This is a genomic window from Pseudomonas sp. DC3200b2 (genome assembly GCF_049895785.1).
GTDB classification, from domain to species: Bacteria; Pseudomonadota; Gammaproteobacteria; order Pseudomonadales; family Pseudomonadaceae; genus Aquipseudomonas; species Aquipseudomonas massiliensis.
Genome location: NZ_JAFCTA010000003.1, coordinates 694,381 through 712,439 on the forward strand (window position 1 = coordinate 694,381; position 18,059 = coordinate 712,439).

Consider the following 18,059-nt stretch of genomic DNA (forward strand, 5'->3'; position numbering starts at 1 on the left):
CTCCTGATCACGAGTCACTTTGTAGATAGAGATTGACGGGAAACTCCTGTAGCGCCGCGCTCATCCGCAAGTCCTTGTCCAATGTGACTGCCTGAGCTGAAAAAAGTCCCTTAAATCTGTGCTGCGCAAGATGTTCAGGCAACGAAACAGTGGTATCGCCCCATTTATGCGCGGGGACCAGCAGCTCGCCACCTTCGAGCAACTCGCTGCACACCCTCGGCACCACCACTATGGCATGGCGGCCTTCGTGCTGGCGGGCGAATGCCAGCACCCGGTGCGCCTGTTCACCCTGAACCTGCAGCGGCAGGTACTCTCCCTGCAGGAACAGTGCCGGTTCGCTGGCCCGGGCCTGGAGCAGGGCCGCAATCAAAGCTTGCTTGACGCGACCATCGCGCCAGTCCGCCAGCAGGGCGGCAGGTGAATCCAGATGGGCCAGCGCTTCGCTTCGGGCAGTGTAGTCCACCGGGCGACGGTTATCCGGATCCACCAGGCTGAAGTCCCAGCGGTCTGCGCCCTGATAAAGGTCAGGAATTCCCGGGACTGTGGCCTTGAGGGTGCACTGCCCCAGGCTGTTCAAGGCGCCACCGGGCGCAAGCGTCTGTACGGCCGAGACGATGGATTGGCGCAACGCCAGGGCCGAGTCGTCTGTAAGCAGACCCTGCAGGAAGTCGCGACAGGCGCTTTCGTAGGCCTCGTTTGGCGCGCTCCAGCTGCTGACCAGCTTCGCTTCACGCAGGGCCTTCTGTTGCCACTGCCACATACGCTCGGCATAGGCCTGTAACCCTGCGCTATCGTCGGCCTCCAATTCGAGTGGCCAGCTGCCGAGCAAGGCCTGGTAGAGCATCGCCTCATCACCACCCGTAGGCGCGGGGCCGTCACCGAAGGTGCCGCGCAGCGGGCTGGCCAGGGCCTGCCAATGGGCGACGAGGGCACCATACCAGGTACTGCGCTCACTGATCACCGCCAGCCGCGCCCGGGTGTCCTCGCCGCGTTTATGGTCATGGGTGGCCGTGGCGAGCAGGTTGCGTGGGAACGCCTGGGCCCTGACCCGGCAGGCTTCATGGAAGGCCTCCACCGAAGCACTGAACACCTCAGGGTCGAAGCCAACGTCGTTACGCGACAACAGCACCGCGCTGCGGTAGAAGGCGGTGTCCTCCATGGCCTTGGCGGCGGTAGGGGAGGTCAGTTGCTGGAAGCGTATGCAGGCCCGCCGCAGGTTCTGGCGTCGACGGCCGACTGGCAGGCTACGCCATGGCTCCCCACCTAGCCAACGGACCAGGAAGTCCAGTACCGGCCAGTCTCCCTCGCTCAGGTCTGCGCGCGCGCCTGCCACGGCCTGGGTGAAGAACGGCTCATCCTCGGCGGGCCGCCCACACGGAGTGATGTAGGTACGGTAGACGGTGTAATGCACGATCAAGGCTTCCAGGGCCCGGCGAATGGCGCCGAGGGTGAAATCCCGGCTCATGAGGTCGCCACGAGCCACCTGCAACAGCGCTTGAGCCACCGATTCGAAGTCGCCGGCCAGGGTGCCGTGCAGCACGAAGCGACGCCCGGCGCGAACCTCTTCCATGAAATCCGAAGTGCGTCCGCTCAAGCGCACCCACAGGTCGGTCAGTGATTGCTGGCCACGTCCGTCGTGCTGTAGCAGCGATACCTGGTTCATGAATTCGTAGCCGGTGGTGCCGTCCACCTGCCAGTCACGGTGCAACTGTTCGCCGTTGCCCAGGATCTTCTCGACATAGATCGGGAAATGATCCAGCTCAGTGGCCGCTGGCCGCTGCGCCAGCAGGCCCTGCACACGACGACGCAGGCGGCGGCAATAGGCCCTTGGGTTGGCCAGGCCGTCGACGTGGTCTATGCGCAGGCCGTCGACCAGTCCCTCGGCTACCAGCTGGAAGATCTTGGCATGGGTGGCTTCGAACACGTCGCCGCGTTCTACACGCAAGCCGCCCAGTTCGTTGATGTCGAAGAAGCGCCGCCAGTTGATGTCGTCCGCCGCGGTGCGCCAGCTAGCCAGGCGATAATGCTGGCGCTCGAGCAGGCGGTGCAGCCGTTCGAAGCCCTCCGGTGTAGTGGAGTCATACAACTTGAGGACGGTCTCCAGCGCGCGGAATGCCGGGCCCTCGGCCGCTACGTTGGCCAGCTCGCCGCGCAGCCCTTGCGCCACGCTGTAGGCGTCTGGACCATGGGACAGCTTGCCGAAACGCTCGCCCAATGCCTCGAGACGGTTGTCCACTGCAATGCTGAGAATGCTGGCGTAGTCCGGCGGGCTGATAGGGAAGCGGTGCTCGTAGTGCTCGACGTAGAAACTGCCCGTCTCGGCGTCGAAGCGCAGCGGGATCTCACCCTTCTGCAGCGCACTGCCATAATCGCTGCCCAGGAAAGGAATCAACAGTTGCCCTTCGAGCAGCGGGTCGGGAGAGTTCCACTGAATATCGAAGAAGTTGGCATAAGGGCTGCGCCGTCCCCACTCGAGCAGGTCCAGCCACCAGGGGTTGCTGGCCCCGCCCACCGCCATATGATTGGAGACGATATCCAGGATCAGCCCCATGCCGTGCTCGCGCAGGGCGGCGACCAGTCGCCGCAGGGCCGGCTCGCCACCCAGTTCCGGATTGATCCGGGTAGGGTCGACCACGTCGTAGCCGTGCATGGAGCCGGCCCGAGCGGTCAACAGCGGCGAGGCATACACATGGCTGATCCCCATTTTCTCGAAATAGGGAACCAGGGCCACGGCATGGTCCAGGGTAAAGTCCTTGTGAAACTGCAGGCGAATACTGGCGGTAAATGGCTTCATCGGTCGCGCTCGTGGGCTTGTCGGCGGGCTACGGCAAGGAGTTCCAGACGCCGCGCCGGGTCGGGCTGGTCCAGCAGGTCGGCAGCGTCGGGGCTCAGACGGCGCCGCCAGTTCGGGTGTTCGTCGACGGTGCCAGGCAGGTTCGGCTGCTCGACCACGCCCAGGGCGTCCTCCAACGGCAGCAGCACCAAAGGTGCCCGGGTATGCCCGAGGAAGCGGACGCTGGCGTCGATCACCCGGTCCGCCAGGTCTTCGGCCCGCTGCTCGTCGCTGAAGTTCTCGGGATCCTGACGCAGGATGTGCTCAAGACCGTTCTTCTCATGCACACGGGTCTGCCGCCATTGCTCTTCGGTCTGCGCGTCGATCAACTCCAGCCGTCGCGTCCAGTCGATCTCGTTGGCGCGCCACCAACCCTTCAGCGGCGGCAGGTCATGAGTGCTGGTCGTGGCCAGGGCATTGTCCGGATAGTCGAGCAAGGGCTTGAAGGCACCGGTATGATGCTGCTCGAACAGCAGCACTCGCATGCCAAGGATGTCCCGGGCAGCCAGCTTCTCGCGCAGGCCGTCGGGCACCGTGCCCAGGTCCTCGCCCAGCACGATCGCCTTGTGCCGATGGGACTCGAGCGCCAACAGGCGCAGCAGGTCGTCCAGAGGGAACTGCAGGTAGGCCCCATGGGTAGGTTTTTCGCCTTGAGGGATGACCCACAACCGGTTCAGCCCGAGCACATGATCGATGCGCAGTCCACCGGCATGGGCGAAATTGGCCCTGAGCATCTCTATGAAGGCGCGGAAACCGTTGCGCTTGAGCCCTTCGGGTGAAAATGCCGAAATGCCCCAGCTTTGCCCGGAGCGGTTGAGGATATCGGGCGGGGCGCCGACCGTGACTGCGGCCAGCAACTCGTCCTGGCGGCTCCAGGCCTGGCTGCCAGCGCCGTCGGCACCCACAGCCAGGTCAGCGATCACGCCAATGGCCATGCCCGCGTCACGGGCGGCCTGCTGGACACGGTCGAGGCTGCGCGCGATCAGCCATTGGCCGAAGGCATAGAATTCGATTTCCTCACGGTGGGCCTCGGCGAATCGCGCGACCTCAGGGCTGCGCGGGTGACGCAGGGCCTCCGGCCACTGGCGCCAATCCTGAGACTCCCCCAGGCGCGCGCGTTCGGCCTGCAGGGCTTCGAAGCAGCAATGATCGGCCAGCGCTTCCCCACCGGCATGGCGGAAGTCGCGGAAATTGCCCGCCAGGGGATGGTCGCCGCGGCTGAAGGCCGAATGAAGCTGACGAATGAGCTTGAGCTTGGCTTCGGCGGCACGAGGCCAATCCACCAGCTCCAGGTGGGCGAGCTCTTGCAGGCTGTGCTTGAGGTTGGCCGCTTCGATGGCCGTGTCCACTGCGTTGACACCCAGCACCTGGGCTGGAGAGGCGTAAAGCACATTGAAGAACAGCCGGCTGGACGGCGAATAAGGACTGTAGCGTGAAGCATCACTGCTGAACATGGCATGCATCGGGCTGATGGCCACGGCATCGGCGCCTCGCTCCCCGGCTGCCTTGACGAAACTCTCCAGGGCCTGGGTATCGCCGAAGCCTTCGTCTTGTGGCCGCCGCAGGGAGTACAACTGCACGCCCAGGCCCCAGGCGCGAGCCGCCGGGGTGCCAAGCGCGTCGGCCACGTTGTAGCAGCGGGCAGGCGCCACCGCCACGGTGAAATGACGGTCGCCGATCTGCAACTGCTGATAGCCTACCGGTAGCAGGCCCGGCAGCGCGCCATCCGCATCCAGCCTAAGCTCCATTCGCTCGCCGCTTTCCAGCGAGGCCACACAGGGGGAACCCGGACTGAACCAGGCCTTGAGCGCGAGTGACTTCCCGTGGTCGACCGTCAACAGGGGCGGCAGGGCTTCGCCACCTTCTTGCTGGAGGGCTGCCAGGCTTCGCTCTGCCTGGGCCTGATCGTCGGCGGGGTGGCCCAGGGCGCTCAATACCTTGCGCAGAACGTCTTCTGATACCCGCTGTGGGCGGTTGTTGGCATCGTTCCACTTGATGGCGATGCCGACGTGCCGGGCAAGCGCCTCCAGGGTTTGATCCAGTTTCTCGGTCATACCCCTGCCTCCGTCGCGTCAGCCGGGATCAGGCTCACCAGCGCGGTATAGCCAGGCAGCTCCCCGACACGTTCGAAGCGCGCGTTCGGGCCACGACTATCGAACAGCCAGTGGCGCTCGAAGGGCAATTGCGCCGCAACGGGCTGCTCGGCCAGGTTCAGGTCGATCTGCCAGATGCTGCCGTCGCCGAGTCTCCAGCGAGCTGATACGGCCTTGTCCCCCAGAACAGTCACGCCCTTGGCCACGCTCCCCGGAAGCCTGGGCCAGAGGTCACGCCGACGCATGCTCAACAGATGCACATAGAGTTCGACCCAGGGCCCATGCTGGTGCGCCTCGAAATGGTCGAAGGCAGGGCGAGAGGCATTGAAAGTGGATTCGGCGTTAGGGTCGGGAATCCTTTCGCGTCGCTCAGGGTCCTGGAAGGCGCTGAATGCCTTGAATTCGGCGCGGCGGCCTTTGCGAACAGCCTCGGCCAGTTCGCCATGGAAGCTGGTGAAGAACTGGAAGGGCTCGGCTGCGGCCCATTCGTCCCCCATGAACATCAGGGGGATCATCGGCGAGGCCAGCAACAGCGTAGTCGCGGCCCGCAGGGCCGGTTCGGGGGCGAGCTGGCTCAGGCGCTCGCCGAAGGCGCGGTTGCCGATCTGGTCGTGGTTCTGCAGGAAGAGCACGAAAGACGTCGGGTTCAAGTGGCCGCTGGGCTCGCCGCGGGCTACTCCATGGCGGTTGGTATGCCCCTGATAGACGAAGCCCTCGCCGAGGCAACGGGCAAACTTGCTCGTCGTGTCTTCGGCATAGTCCTGATAGTAGGCCTCGGTTTCGCCAGTGAGCAGCACATGCAGGGCGTTATGGCCGTCGTCGTTCCATTGCGCGTCATAGCCTTTCTGCAGCAGATGCGCTTCGTTATGCTCGTTTTCCAGATTCAGCCAAACGTGGCGGCCGGCTGGAATGGCCTTGCGGATACGCCGCGCCATTTCTTCGAGGAAGTCGGGATCTTCGATGGCATGGACCGCGTCGAAGCGCAGGCCGTCGAACCGGTAGTCCAGCAGCCACATCAGGGCATTGCCAATGAAGAACTCACGTACCTGCGGGCGGCGAAAATCGATGGCCGCGCCCCAGGGCGTATGCTTGTCTTCACGGAAGAAGCTCTTCGCATAGCTGTTGAGGAAATTGCCGTCCGGCCCGAAGTGGTTGTAGACCACGTCCAGGATGACCATCAGCCCATGCTCATGGGCGGTGTCGATCAGCGCCTTGAGCTGGTCGGGGCTGCCATAGCTGTGTTCGGGCGCATAGGGCAGCACGCCGTCGTAGCCCCAGTTACGGTCGCCAGGGAACTCGGCGATGGGCATCAATTCGATGGCGGTAATGCCCAGGGCCGCCAGGCGTGGCAGGTGCTTGGCCACTCCCTCGAAACCACCCATCAGGCCTACATGCACTTCGTAGATCACCGCTTCGTGCCAGGGCCGACCCTGCCATTGACGGCGCCATTCATAGGCAGCGGGGTCAACCACTACACTGGCTGAATGAACATCGCTTTGCTGGGCTCGGGAAGCCGGATCCGGGACTTCCATTTCACCGTCGATTCGATAGCGATAGGCTGTGCCCGCCGCGCAACTGGCCTGGATCACGAACCAGCCATCTTCTTCGGAGGTCATCGACAGGGACTCGCCATCGTCGAACACCACCTCGACGGCGTTCGCATCAGGCGCCCAGAGGGAAAAGCGAGTCAGGTCGTCGCCCACGAGGACAGCCCCGTGGGCCCTGGTAACAGGTTGCAGGTCAGCCATTGCGGCGCTCCTTGATGATCAGTAGTGCCGCCCGGCACGTCCATGTGAGCGGTTCACCAGCTTGGTGTACAGCTCGGCATAGGGTTCCACCGCTTGCGACCAGTTGAAGGGCTGCGTCATGGCCCGGCAGCGCATGGCATTGAGTAGTTCCGGCTTGCTGAAGGCGTAGAAGGCTCGCTGCAGAGCCGCTTCGTAGGCTGCGACCGAAGGCTCGTCGAACAGGAAACCCGTCACGCCGTCCTCGATGGTATCGGCCAGGCCGCCCGTACGCCGTGCCACCGGCAGGGAGCCAACGCGTTGCGCGTACATCTGGCTCAGGCCGCACGGTTCATAGCGCGAAGGCATCAGCAGGAAGTCACTGCCGGCGAACATGCGGCGGGCGTCGGTCTCGTTGAAGCCGATGCGGGCTGACACCTGCCCGGGGTAGCGCTTGGCCAGGTCGCGCATGGCCTGTTCTTCTTCCGGCTCGCCACGGCCGATGATCGCGATCTGGCCGCCGTTGCGGACGATGTAGTCGGTGACGCCTTCGGTGAGGTCCAATCCTTTCTGGTAGACCAGGCGCGACACCACGGCGAACAGAGGTCCCTGTGAGGGCGCCAGCTCGAAGAGCTTGCGCACATGGTCGGCGTTCACTGTCTTGCCTTCCCAGTCGTTGAGGCTGAACGGGCATACCAGGTGGGCGTCGGTGGCCGAGTCCCAGCTTTCATCGATGCCGTTGGGTATGCCGCTGAGCAGGCCCTGCTGCGCCTTGCTGCTGAGGAAACCATCCAGGCCACAGCCAAAATCAGGGGTGGTGATTTCCTGGGCGTAGGTCGCGCTCACGGTGGTGATATGGCTGGCGTAGGCCATGCCGGCCTTCAGGAAGGACAGCTTGCCGTAGAATTCCATGCCTTCCTGCTGAAGTGCATGTTCCGGAATGCCCAGCTCGGGGCAGCACGCCAGGCTGACCACACCTTGGTAGGCCAGGTTGTGGATGGTGAACAGGGTCGGTACCTTTACACCGCGCCAGTGCATGTACGCGGGGGCCAGGCCGCTGGGCCAGTCATGGGCATGGACCAGGTCCGGCTTCCAGTGAACCATGCCGTGGCCGGCAGCGATATCGCAGGCGGCCATGCCAAGGCGGGCGAAACGGATATGGTTGTCCGGCCAGTCACGGCCGTTGATGGCGCCATAGGGGTTGCCATCGCGCTCATAGAGCTCAGGGCAGATCAAAACGTAGATCACCAGGCCGTCGGCGGTATCCATGCGGCCGACCTTGCAGGGGGGCAGCGCCGCGTAGCCGCTGAGCTCCCCTACAATGTGAATGGGGTTGTCGCTTTCCAATACCTGGGGGTAGCCTGGAATCAGGATACGTACGTCATGCAGATGGCGCATGGCGCGGGGCAGGGCGGCGGACACGTCACCCAGGCCACCGGCCTTGATCAGGTCAGCCATTTCCGAAGTGACGAACAGTACTTTCTTGCGATTGGGATTCGCAATATGTTCCGGCTGCAGCACCTTGCTGGTCGAAGTAATGGCTGGCAGCGAGGTCACCTCGCTGACTTGCTGGTTGAAACGCTCTCCGTGGGTTTCGACAGCGGCACTGATCATCAAACTCTCTCCCGTCGCGTAAAGGACTACTGGCAGACTTCTAATGTTTTCTAATCCATTCCCCAGGCCGACATCCGTCGGCCAACCGGTATGAAAACCGGGGTATCACACGCTCCTGGAGGGGTGGGCGAGGGTCGCTGTGAATAGGCGCGCCGCTCACTGTTAAGCTGACCCGGTGGTGCGGTAGAAGTTTCGGATTTCTTTGCCAAACCAGCGGCTCGCGCATCAAGAAGTGTAGGAAGCTTTCCGGACTTCGCTACGCGCAAGCGAAGCGGTACAGGATTACCGCATCGCGAGGAAGGTCAGGCGTTGACATAGACGCTTTCCACCACCGCGGAGCGCGCTTCATGTCGCAACCTTCCAGCCTGTTTCAAATGCTCAGTGATCACGCCTCCCTTACCGGTGAGGCCATGCAGCGATTCAAGGACCAGCCAACCCTGGAGGATACCGCCGCGCAGCTGGTTGCTCAGGTGCTGAGCCGGCTTACGCCGCCCATCGAGCGAGGTCCCTGGGACATTGCGCTTGGCTGGCCCATCGAGACCTCTACCACCGGCGAACCTGAGCACCTGCGCCTCCCCAGGCTGCTCATCCAGCTGTTTATCAGCCAGACGCCTTTGACCGTGGTTCCAGGTTACCAAATGGCGCTACAGAAGCAGGGTGACCGGTGGGTGCCTTTGTCCATGAACCTGCAACGCTTCGCCGAGGAGCTGGATGCTGTACGGCCTTGGCTCATGCAGGCGCATTGGGATGCCTTGTGCCGATACTGGAGCGAATTCGACGGGCATGGCGCCACGCCCTGGCAGTGGATGGCCGATTACCTGCGCCTGGCTTACCGGAGGGAGCTGGACCTGGCTCATGCGCAGCACCGTATCACCCATGAGGCCATCGAGGTGGCGCTGAGCCTGGTGGACGATGTCGAAGGTGACCTGCCACCGGGCGCGGCTCCGGCGCGCGGGTTACTCATGCACATCATGAATGGCTCGCAGGCGATGCCTTACGATGTGCGCCTGGACCCCCACCTGTTGGTCATCCTGCCAATGTCGGCCAGCAGGGAAAGCTATCTGCTGTTTTCGCCAAACGCTGGCCTTCGTTATTTCTTGCAGGCCCATGGCCTGAAAGCCTTTCTCGACGCGCGCCTGGCGGAGGATGGGATACTGGAGCGCGCCCGCTTTCAAGTGCTGGAGCCCGAAGGCGACCTGTTCGTCGCCCTGGCCAGAACGCTACTTCAGACCCAACTGTTGCAACTCGACAGCGTGACCGAACGGGTGCGCGCCAGCGTATCGTCCGGGGCTCCGGAGTGGCTTGAGTGGAGCAGTGATGCGCTTACCGGTTTTTTCCAACTCGATGGCCATGCCCAGGCCGCGCAGGTTCGTCGCTTGCAAGCAATGCTGCCCGACTGGCTGCGGCGGGCTCGGCTGGCCGATCGTTGGCGTTACGGCAAAGCGTTGCTGCAACTGACCCAAGCGGACATTCTCAGCGGACACGCCTGGTTCCTTGAAGGCATACCGACGCTCGAAGCCTACGCGCTCGATCGGCTGCGTACCGTCGCTGCCAGGGCGTATCCAGGACAGCCATCGCTCGAGCCGGAAAACATTCGGCTGAGCCTGGAGCATGTGGTGCCAGACCCGACTGCCGTCGCGGGAGGACCAGCTCGCACGGAAATCATTACAGAGCCTCTGGCGCTCACCGCGCTGCTGATCGACAACCTGGCTGCGCACAGTGGCGCATGGTTACAGGTCAGCGCCAAGCCAGGCACCACCTTGCCTGGCTGGCTGGATGGCGACGTGCTGCGCGACCTGGTACAGCAGGCTGATGTCGGCGGCCAATATCCTAAGTTGCTACGTGAAAGCCTGCTCGAGGGGCCGGGAGCGGCGAACCGGAAAGCCGCATTCGTGGACCAGATCAGATTGCAGTTACCCTTACTGGCCCAGGAACTTGTCTTGCGTCAGGCCTGTGACATGGACAACGATGGCGCTCACTTGGTGTTTTCCGGCCTGGATATGGATCCAGCCAGCAACCCCGGACGCATGATGAGCCTGGGCGTTACCGCGGGCGACGCTTATGGCGTGGATGCCATCGCGGTTACCTATGTGTTCGTAGCGACTGAACAGAGCGGTGGGCCTTGCGTGCTGTATAGGCCCTTGCATGCTCAGCCGCTACGTCAATTCTGTTCGCTGGATGCCTTGCTGGAAGACCTTGCCGCCCCCGGCGAGGTTCAGGATGACGCGTTGCGCTGGATGACTGACCTGGGACGTGCCCGATACAGCCATGGGGGGTTCCGCGAGCCCCGGGTAGCGCGCTTCGGCCAGGGCAGTGAATTCGCTCCCGTGGAAACCGGCGCGCCGGCGCGCCTGGTTCTGACCCCCATGGCGCCTCCTGTCCTGGACTCGCTCTATGCGCAGGTGGTAGAGGCGCTGATCAGCGTGGCGGAGCAGCGATCGGTTTCCAATGCCGAGAATTTCTGGATCTCGCTTTCCCAATTGGGCTGGACCCTTTTCAATGGACTGTTGCCCATTATGAGCGGCCCCTTGGCCACGGCCGGTTGGCTGTTCCAGCTCAGTGAAGCCTTCGTCCGCTTTCTGGAGGCCGAAGACAAGCCTACCTCGGAGCGCGACGGCGCGCGACGCGACCTGCTGCTCACGGTCGTCATGCTTTTGCTCAGCGAAGCCATTCGCTGGCCCGGGGACGAAGAGCTCGGCGCGGTCGGTGACGAGCCGGGGACCTGGGCGCCTCGGGAGGAAGCCGATGACACTCAAGAGGTACCGGGCCTACAAGAGGTGCCGGCTCTGAGCGTGGAGCAGACGTTCTTCGAGCCGGGACCGTTGCCGCGGCTGAGTGAGCTTGCCGTGTCCGAAGCGGTGGGTGTGCCGACGGCCATGGGCTTCGAGCTGGGCTGGGCGTCTCCTGAGCTGAGCTTGAGCGCGACCCAGCGGCAGGCATTGCGCCGACTGAGGGTAACCGCGTCCATTGGTACGCCTGCCCTGGTGCCCCACGGGCCGACCAAGGACCTCTACCTGTCTTCCGATCGGCTCCTGGTGAAATGGGGGCAGGATTTCTTTACGGTCAACTTCGACCCTGAACCCCGAATCATTGGACCACAAGGTGAGCCTGGGCCTTACCTGCGGCGCGACGAGGCGGGGCGCTGGATATTGGATACGCGCCTGCGTCTACGGGGCGGCGGCCCGAAAAGACGGATCGAGGCCCGCCGCCAGCAGAACATGCAGGTCCGTCTCGCGGGCGAACGACTGTATCATCAGGTCGTGGAGGAGTTCGACAGCTTGCTGGAGGTGACCAATCCGCTGGCCAACGAGCTGGATAACCGTACTGAGGCAGGAGAAGCTTTGGTAGAAGAGCGGGAAAAGCTTCATGCTCTCTTCGACGAAGGTTATCGCCGCATGGAGGCCCGCCTCAAGGAATACAAGGGGCTTCAGGAACAGACCCCATTGCCAGACTTCGCTGACCGCGTATGTGGGCTGCTTGGAAGGCTACTGAGTACATCCAAGGCCATTACCAACAACCTTTCCGAGCTAAACCGCGCCTATGTTTTCAGCTCTCCTTTCATGCGTGCCCAAGGGGAGGAGGCATTGAACCGTGTTATCGACGAGGACCTTCCGGCCTGGCAGCAATTTCTTGAGCGCCAGGCTGAAAACAGTCAACGTGAACTGGACTATGTCCTGGCTCATCAGGAAACCATCGCTGAAATAAAAACGTTTCCGGGCCTTGGGGCCAGAGCGCTCAAGCAAAACGAGAGCATAGTGCCGCTGGAACATTCGGCGCTCGACCTCTACGCCAGCCAGGTCTATTGCCAGATCGGGATCATTATCGAACCTGTGCGTGGATTGCCTGATCTTTCCAGGCAGATGCAGGAGGCCTTGGAACCTGCCCTCATTTGCGCCGAATCCCATTCGCAGGTCGTCGACAGCCCTGATGTCAGCCGGCAGGAAAGCATCCAGGTATTCGACACCGCGATCAGCGAGTATCAGCGCGCGGAGGACGCACTTGCGCTCTTCGAGCAAACGCTGGACCCTCAATTCCAATCCCCAGCCATGGGCAAGCTCAGGAACACCCTTGCCGCGTTGGTGAGCGATGCGGAAAGCCGACTGAGCGACTTGTTGCGCGAAACCATGGTGGACATGCCCCAAGGGAATGACAGTCATCCCAGGGGCGCCACCAAGGGTACGCAGGCCATCAGGCCCACTTCCTCCAGGCGCAGGAAGGGAAAACAGCCGGTACGCTCATCGAAAGGGGCCGGAAAGAGCAAGGGCCAGGCCGGTTCTACTGCCACGCAGTTGCAAGTGATACATACCGTGGACGGCCAGGCCTTGATGGCTGAAGTGCGTACCGATACGCAAAGCGGCACGCGCACCGCCAGCGTCACGTCGAATAATCAGGTAGTCGCCACCTGGCACCCTGATCCGCAGACCGGGCTTTGGGCCAAGCCCGTGCGGCAAAAGCCGGTCGCACCGGAGCGCGTCGAGCAGCTCAGCACCTATATGCGCGAGGCCGAGCGTGCTCTAGCGGCGGCTCGTAAAGAAACCGATCAGCTCAACCGTCTCAAGAGAGTCACTCGCATACCTGCTGACCTGGAAGACCAGTTCCACAACCGTGCCCGCCAGCTTGAAGAAGCGGCCGAACATATCGACCGGGCCTTGACCCGGTTGAATGAGACCGATGCCGCGATCGACAGGCAATCGGCTGAACTGAAGGCACGTCAGTTGCGGGAAAAGGCCGAGCGCGCTCGCAGCCTTGGCACCGAAGCAAGAATCGAGCTGACCCTGAGCCTTCCGCCAACCCCCGGAAGGCTGCAGTTCCTGGTAAGCCAAGGGCGTGCGACCATCCATCGCCTCGGTGATCGGGTGCCGCTGAGGCGAGCGGGGCGCAGGGACTTCGTTCAGGAATACGAGATTCGCGACAGTACAGGGCACCCATTGTGGTATGCGCATTTTCATTACGACACCATGACGGCTTCGGCCGACCGTTACACGGCGGCGCACTTGAAGACCCCCACCCAGCGTTTCGATGGCTACCACAAGCAACTTGAACAAGCGAGAAACGATCAGGAGGTGGTCAGCATCTATCGCAGTCGAATCGAGCCCAACCTGGCCCGGACGCTGTTTTTATCGCTATCATGAGGACCACCAGGCCAACCCTGGCGTAGTACAGGGTTACCGCCCCTGGCTCGTATCGCAGGGCAATGATGAAGGCTCCTTATCACAGGAGCCTTCGCCTTGACTCTCTCCCACACGTCATCGCAGCAACAAGTTCCGCCAGGCCAGGTAAGCCAGCGCCTGGCGAAGCGGCCGCGTATCGCCAGCGTCGCCCTCGAGCTCTTGCATGGCCCGCTGGCGGCCATTCGCTTGCCTGCGTTATCCAGCGCCAGCCTGGCCACCGGCATTTGGCGCCGGGTCGATCAGCAGTTCGGTTTCACCGGTTATGCACTGCGCCCGCTGGCCTATGCCGTTTACCAGCGGTATCTGACGGATAAGCCCGTTGATCTTGCCGAAGAGTTCAGCTTCCTGACGCTTCATCCCGGCAGTGAATATCCGCAGCGGGCACAGGTTGACCAGTCCGCCCTGGCGAGCGAAATCGATCTGGCTGGCGCGGGCCTGATCGATGCCTGGTGTGAGCGCTTGACCCGCTATTGGTCAGAGCCCCAGGAAGACGGAACGAGCTTCTGGGCTTGGCTGGCCCAGTACTTGCGGCAACAGATCACGCGAGCGCGCCAAGGCGCCCTGACCCAGGGTCTAATAGGCCTGCGAGAAGCAGAGTGGGTCGCTAGCGCTTTAGCGCTCGCTGCGTCAGAGACTTCCGTTCCTGGTGTCGGTCGACAGGCGACTGCTCGGGTCTTGCTTGAAGATGCCATTCCTGTCCCGCGCTTGGCGATCAGCGTCGGGCGGCCGGACAGCGGTTGGCTGCTGTATTCGCCCTTTGACGGGTTTTCTCGTTTCGACAGTCTGGCTGACCTGGAAGCACATCTTGTCCGGCCTTTGGGGAGTGCCGAGCGCGAGCCGGTGACAGACGCTCATGAAGTATTCCACCGCTGGGCTTATAGCATTCTAGATCGGCATCTGAGCCACTTGCGGGCGCTGGCCGTCACCCTGCGCCAGCAACATGCCGAGCCCGCACTGTTCGAGTCGCGGATGAACGAAATGCCGGCGGCTACGCTGTTGGACCACGCCGATCAAGTCCGGCGCAGCGAGGCCGTTCGTCAACATCTGCCGGATTGGCTTCGCCAGGCCAGCGAAGCTCAGCGCTTATGCTACGCCGATGGGCTCAAGGCACTCATCGATGCCCAGGCCAGCCGCCGCGATGCCCCCTTGCTTGGTGACATTCCTACCGCCAGCCAATTCGCCAGTGAGCGTTTGATCGCGCAAGCGGCGCGGATGCATCCCGAAGCCCCTTTGAGCGACCCTGAGGACGTGGTCATTCATATCCATAGTCGCGACGACGATGCCCTGCTTTCCATCGCAGGTGGCGGGGCCACGATCACTTTCACTGAGCAACGAATCAGCCTGGTAGACCTCAGTCTGGTCAATCTGGCCGGCCGCCCCCGTGGGTGGATGAGCGTTGGGCCCAGACCAGGCAAGACGCTGCCCAGTTGGCTGGACGAAGACGCAGCCACAGCCCTGGTCGTCCAGAGTAACGTGGGCGCAACCTACCTGTCTTTTCTCAGGGAACATCTGGCGGGGGGCGGTGACGCTGACAAGCGTCGCCAAACTTACCGTACGCTGGCGGCTGCCCAATTGCCGCTGCTTGCCCTTGAGCTCCGCTTGCGCAGGCAAAACGATTTCGACGAGCAAGGCGTAGACCTGGTGCGACGCCTATTCGGCCGAAGCGAGCTGGCGGGAACTGCGACTGTTACTCAGTTGGCCTTGCGGGCGGCGGCTGATCTGCCACCCGATCCTATCGCCGGCGTCTTCATTCTTTCCGACCGGCCTGTCAGCGATGTCCTGGTGCTCTATTCGCCGCTGGGCCTGGAACCCTTGCGGCAATTTTCCAGCCGCAGGGTATTACGCGATTGCATCCTTTCCGAACCGCCCTTGCGGCAGGCAGTGCTCAATGGGTTGAGCGATACCGCCAGGGACCGCTACACCCATGGCGGCCTGGAAGCTCCACGTTGGGCGCGCTTCGGGATTGGCGACGAATTCGCGCCGTTGCCTGCGCCGCGCCCGGCGCAGCTCGCGGAGCTTTCCATCAGCAGCGCACCGCTGGATGCTTTTTATGACAGCGTGGTGGAAGTCATCACACGCACCGCTGATCGCCAGACCGTATCAAACTGGGAAAGCTTCTGGATGTCGGCGCAACAGGTCAGCTGGCTAGCGTTCAACCAGCTGTTACCGCTGTTCAGTGGCGTAGGCGCTACAGCGGCCTGGCTGATCCAGTTGAGCTACGAGATCCAGGCACATGGCAACGATGCGCAAGCGCAGGCTCTACAGCCCACGGACGAGATCGATGATGGGCAGGTGCTGCTAGACCTGATGCTTGCTTTGCTCAGCGAAGGCTTTCATCTGGCTCTAAGCAAGAGCGCTGCGCTCGGGGGTTCCAAAGCGCCGAAGGACCCTTCTTGGCAAGCTAACGCCTGGCCTCTCTCGGACTGGCGCTGGTCGACGCCGGAGGCCGAGCCTACGCCTGCCATGCGTGAGCAATTGAACGAGCTGGCCGTATCCGCGCCTGCGCATCCGCCCATTGCAGCGACTGAAGGCGCGCACCGAGGGCTATATCTCGTCGATGGCGAGTGGCTGGCGCCCGTCGGCGACCACTGGTTCCGCGTACAGGCGATCAATGGTGACATCCAGGTGATCGACCCGACCGGAGCTGAGCGACCGGGTCCCTGGCTGCGCCCGGTGAGCGGTGGCCAGTGGCGCCTGGATCTGCGCTTGCGTCTGCGTGGTGGCGGGCCGAAGCGACGCATTGACCAGCAACGTCAGGAAAACCAGCGCTTGCGCGCCGAAGCCGATCAGCACCTGGCCGAGATCGAAAGTGTATATCGGGGCCTTCAGGAGGTTGGAGGCTCGGTCGAGGCGCGGATAAAGGCCGGCCTCGACGCAGGCAACGGAGCCGCGGCCAAAGCTTTACACCAGACGGAACTGAACCGCGTGACGCAGGCCTATAGGGTTCTGCAACAGGCCCGCGAGAGCTACGAGGCCATACATGCCAAGGTTGCCCTGGCCGACTACCACGAACGGCTCGCCATGGCCATCGCTGCACAGGTCAACACCTGTGGGTACTACCTGAGCCTTAACCGCCAGGCACTCAACTTCTTTCTCGTCGAGCATCCAGCGTTCTCGGAAATCCTGCGAGAGGGGTTGCCCATGAGCCTGCAACAGAGAACGACCTGGTTCGATTTTCTTCGGGACTATGTCAATACAGCGGAAGCGGGAGTGTCCTGGCGCAGCCGCCTGGAAGAACATGTGCGTAGACTGGAGGAGGTCCCGATCCATGGCGCGCGCTGGCTCGAACGGTTGAGGCCGAAATTCGCGAGCTATCGTCCGTTGATCGAATACCAGGCCTTGCGCTTGTATACCCAGCTGAGCATCCTGGACGCTCCCATGGTGGAGGACGAGGCAAACCTTCAGCTTTTCCATCAAGCCATGAAGCCCTTGGTATTGGCGCTCAACACCCATAAGCAAATGATTCTGGACCCCGATCTCGGGGCGGTGGCCGCAAAGGAACTGCTCGATGGGGTGGTCAATGCCTATCAAGGCGCGGAGGAAATGGTACAGGTGCTCAAGCACTCCCTGCGCCCTGAATATGTTACACCGGGTATGGACCGCCTGCGGGAGATCATCAGTGAGCAACGAATGGCAGCCGAAGACTGGCTTGGCCGATTGTTAGTGGACGCTCAAGCCCAGGCCCTGGAAGTCGTGAAGGTCGCGCCTAGCAAAGACCCGAGGCAAAGAGTGATTCGAACCCGTAACCGGGGCCCCCTGGTTGCGCGGGTACGTAAGAAGCCGGGGCACCCCGGCACGGAGATCGCTGAGGTCATTTCTCCCCTGGACGATAGGGTGGTTGCCAGGTTCGAGCCAGACGAAGCAGGGGGCGATTGGGTTGAGCGCGCGGTCCCGGCGCCGCCGCGCAAAACTGAACATGGCGACATCAACCGGCTTGCCCAAGAGGCTGACCGCCGCCTGGCCGATGCCGCTCGCCAACTGGCCCAGGCGCCGCGCCTGGCACAAGCCACCCATATTCCCATCGAGCTTGAGGAGCTGCTCCTGGATACGGCTCATGACCTGAACAGCCTCGCGGAAAAGATCGAGCGCAGCCTGACGCGGATGAATGAGACAGATGTCGTGGTGGAGCGGGTTCAGAGCGCCGAAAGCAAGGTGCGTGCTCTCAGAACCATGGCCGCTGACATCAAGCGGGAGGGGCACGCGCTGCGTATTCGCCTGACCAAGATGGCGCTCCCCACGGTTGCGCGGGTCCGCTATCTGGTCGACGAGGGCGAGGCCCATGTCCGTCGCCTTGGTGACCGAGTGACGCTCAAGGGACGGGGCAAACGCAAGGATCTGGTGCAGGAGTATGTGGTGGAAGAGCCCAATGGCACGCCCCTATGGTACGCCCACTTTCATTACGCCAACGCAGGCGCCGCGGATCAGGACTACCTGGCTGCCCATTTGAAGACGGTAAGCCAACGATTCGTAGGCTTGAGCCAGCAAATGGCCCAGGCGGCCGACAATGCCGAGGTGGTCAAGGTCTATCGCAGCCGGATCGACTTGCAGAGCGCGCGGGCGCTGTTCCTGAACCAGCCCTAGACGCAAAAAAGCCAGGCATGGGGACATGCCTGGCTTTTCACGT

At 62.7% G+C, this 18,059-nt stretch carries 6 protein-coding genes; 2 read left to right on the forward strand and 4 right to left on the reverse strand.

Features of this window, described 5'->3' with window-relative positions; translation table 11 throughout:
* Positions 1 to 7: 7 nt before the first annotated feature.
* Genes ACP691_RS12485 through glgA form a run of 4 tightly spaced genes read right to left on the reverse strand, consistent with a single transcriptional unit; the run spans position 8 to position 8,264 of the window.
* Positions 8 to 2,794: a malto-oligosyltrehalose synthase gene (locus ACP691_RS12485; RefSeq protein ID WP_426153959.1), complete on the reverse strand. Its 2,787-nt coding sequence runs from the start codon at positions 2,792 to 2,794 to the stop codon at positions 8 to 10.
* Positions 2,791 to 4,887, reverse strand: a complete 2,097-nt coding sequence (gene malQ, locus ACP691_RS12490) for a 4-alpha-glucanotransferase (RefSeq protein WP_426153961.1) — start codon at positions 4,885 to 4,887, stop codon at positions 2,791 to 2,793. The genes ACP691_RS12485 and malQ overlap by 4 nt, the downstream gene beginning before the upstream one ends.
* Complete coding sequence (gene treZ, locus ACP691_RS12495; RefSeq protein ID WP_426153963.1) at positions 4,884 to 6,674, reverse strand: malto-oligosyltrehalose trehalohydrolase; 1,791 nt, start codon at positions 6,672 to 6,674, stop codon at positions 4,884 to 4,886. Before treZ ends, malQ begins: the two co-directional genes overlap by 4 nt.
* A gap of 18 nt (positions 6,675 to 6,692) precedes the next feature.
* Positions 6,693 to 8,264: a glycogen synthase GlgA gene (gene glgA / locus ACP691_RS12500; protein ID WP_426153965.1), complete on the reverse strand. Its 1,572-nt coding sequence runs from the start codon at positions 8,262 to 8,264 to the stop codon at positions 6,693 to 6,695.
* Positions 8,265 to 8,611: 347 nt separating this feature from the next.
* On the opposite strand from glgA, the gene ACP691_RS12505 reads away from it, so the two are divergent.
* Together ACP691_RS12505 and ACP691_RS12510 are read left to right on the forward strand one after the other, a co-directional pair.
* Positions 8,612 to 13,396, forward strand: a complete 4,785-nt coding sequence (locus ACP691_RS12505; protein ID WP_426153966.1) for a dermonecrotic toxin domain-containing protein — start codon at positions 8,612 to 8,614, stop codon at positions 13,394 to 13,396.
* Positions 13,397 to 13,492: 96 nt separating this feature from the next.
* Positions 13,493 to 18,016, forward strand: coding sequence for a hypothetical protein (locus ACP691_RS12510; RefSeq protein ID WP_426153968.1), 4,524 nt, complete (start codon positions 13,493 to 13,495; stop codon positions 18,014 to 18,016).
* Positions 18,017 to 18,059 lie beyond the last annotated feature (43 nt).

Bases quoted from the DNA above. Each gene is read 5' to 3' on its own strand.
- ACP691_RS12485 (WP_426153959.1), bottom strand. From the start codon at position 2,794: ATGAAGCCATTTACCGCCAGTATTCGCCTGCAGTTTCACAAGGACTTT.
- malQ (WP_426153961.1), bottom strand. From the start codon at position 4,887: ATGACCGAGAAACTGGATCAAACCCTGGAGGCGCTTGCCCGGCACGTC.
- treZ (WP_426153963.1), bottom strand. From the start codon at position 6,674: ATGGCTGACCTGCAACCTGTTACCAGGGCCCACGGGGCTGTCCTCGTG.
- glgA (WP_426153965.1), bottom strand. From the start codon at position 8,264: ATGATCAGTGCCGCTGTCGAAACCCACGGAGAGCGTTTCAACCAGCAA.
- ACP691_RS12505 (WP_426153966.1), top strand. From the start codon at position 8,612: ATGTCGCAACCTTCCAGCCTGTTTCAAATGCTCAGTGATCACGCCTCC.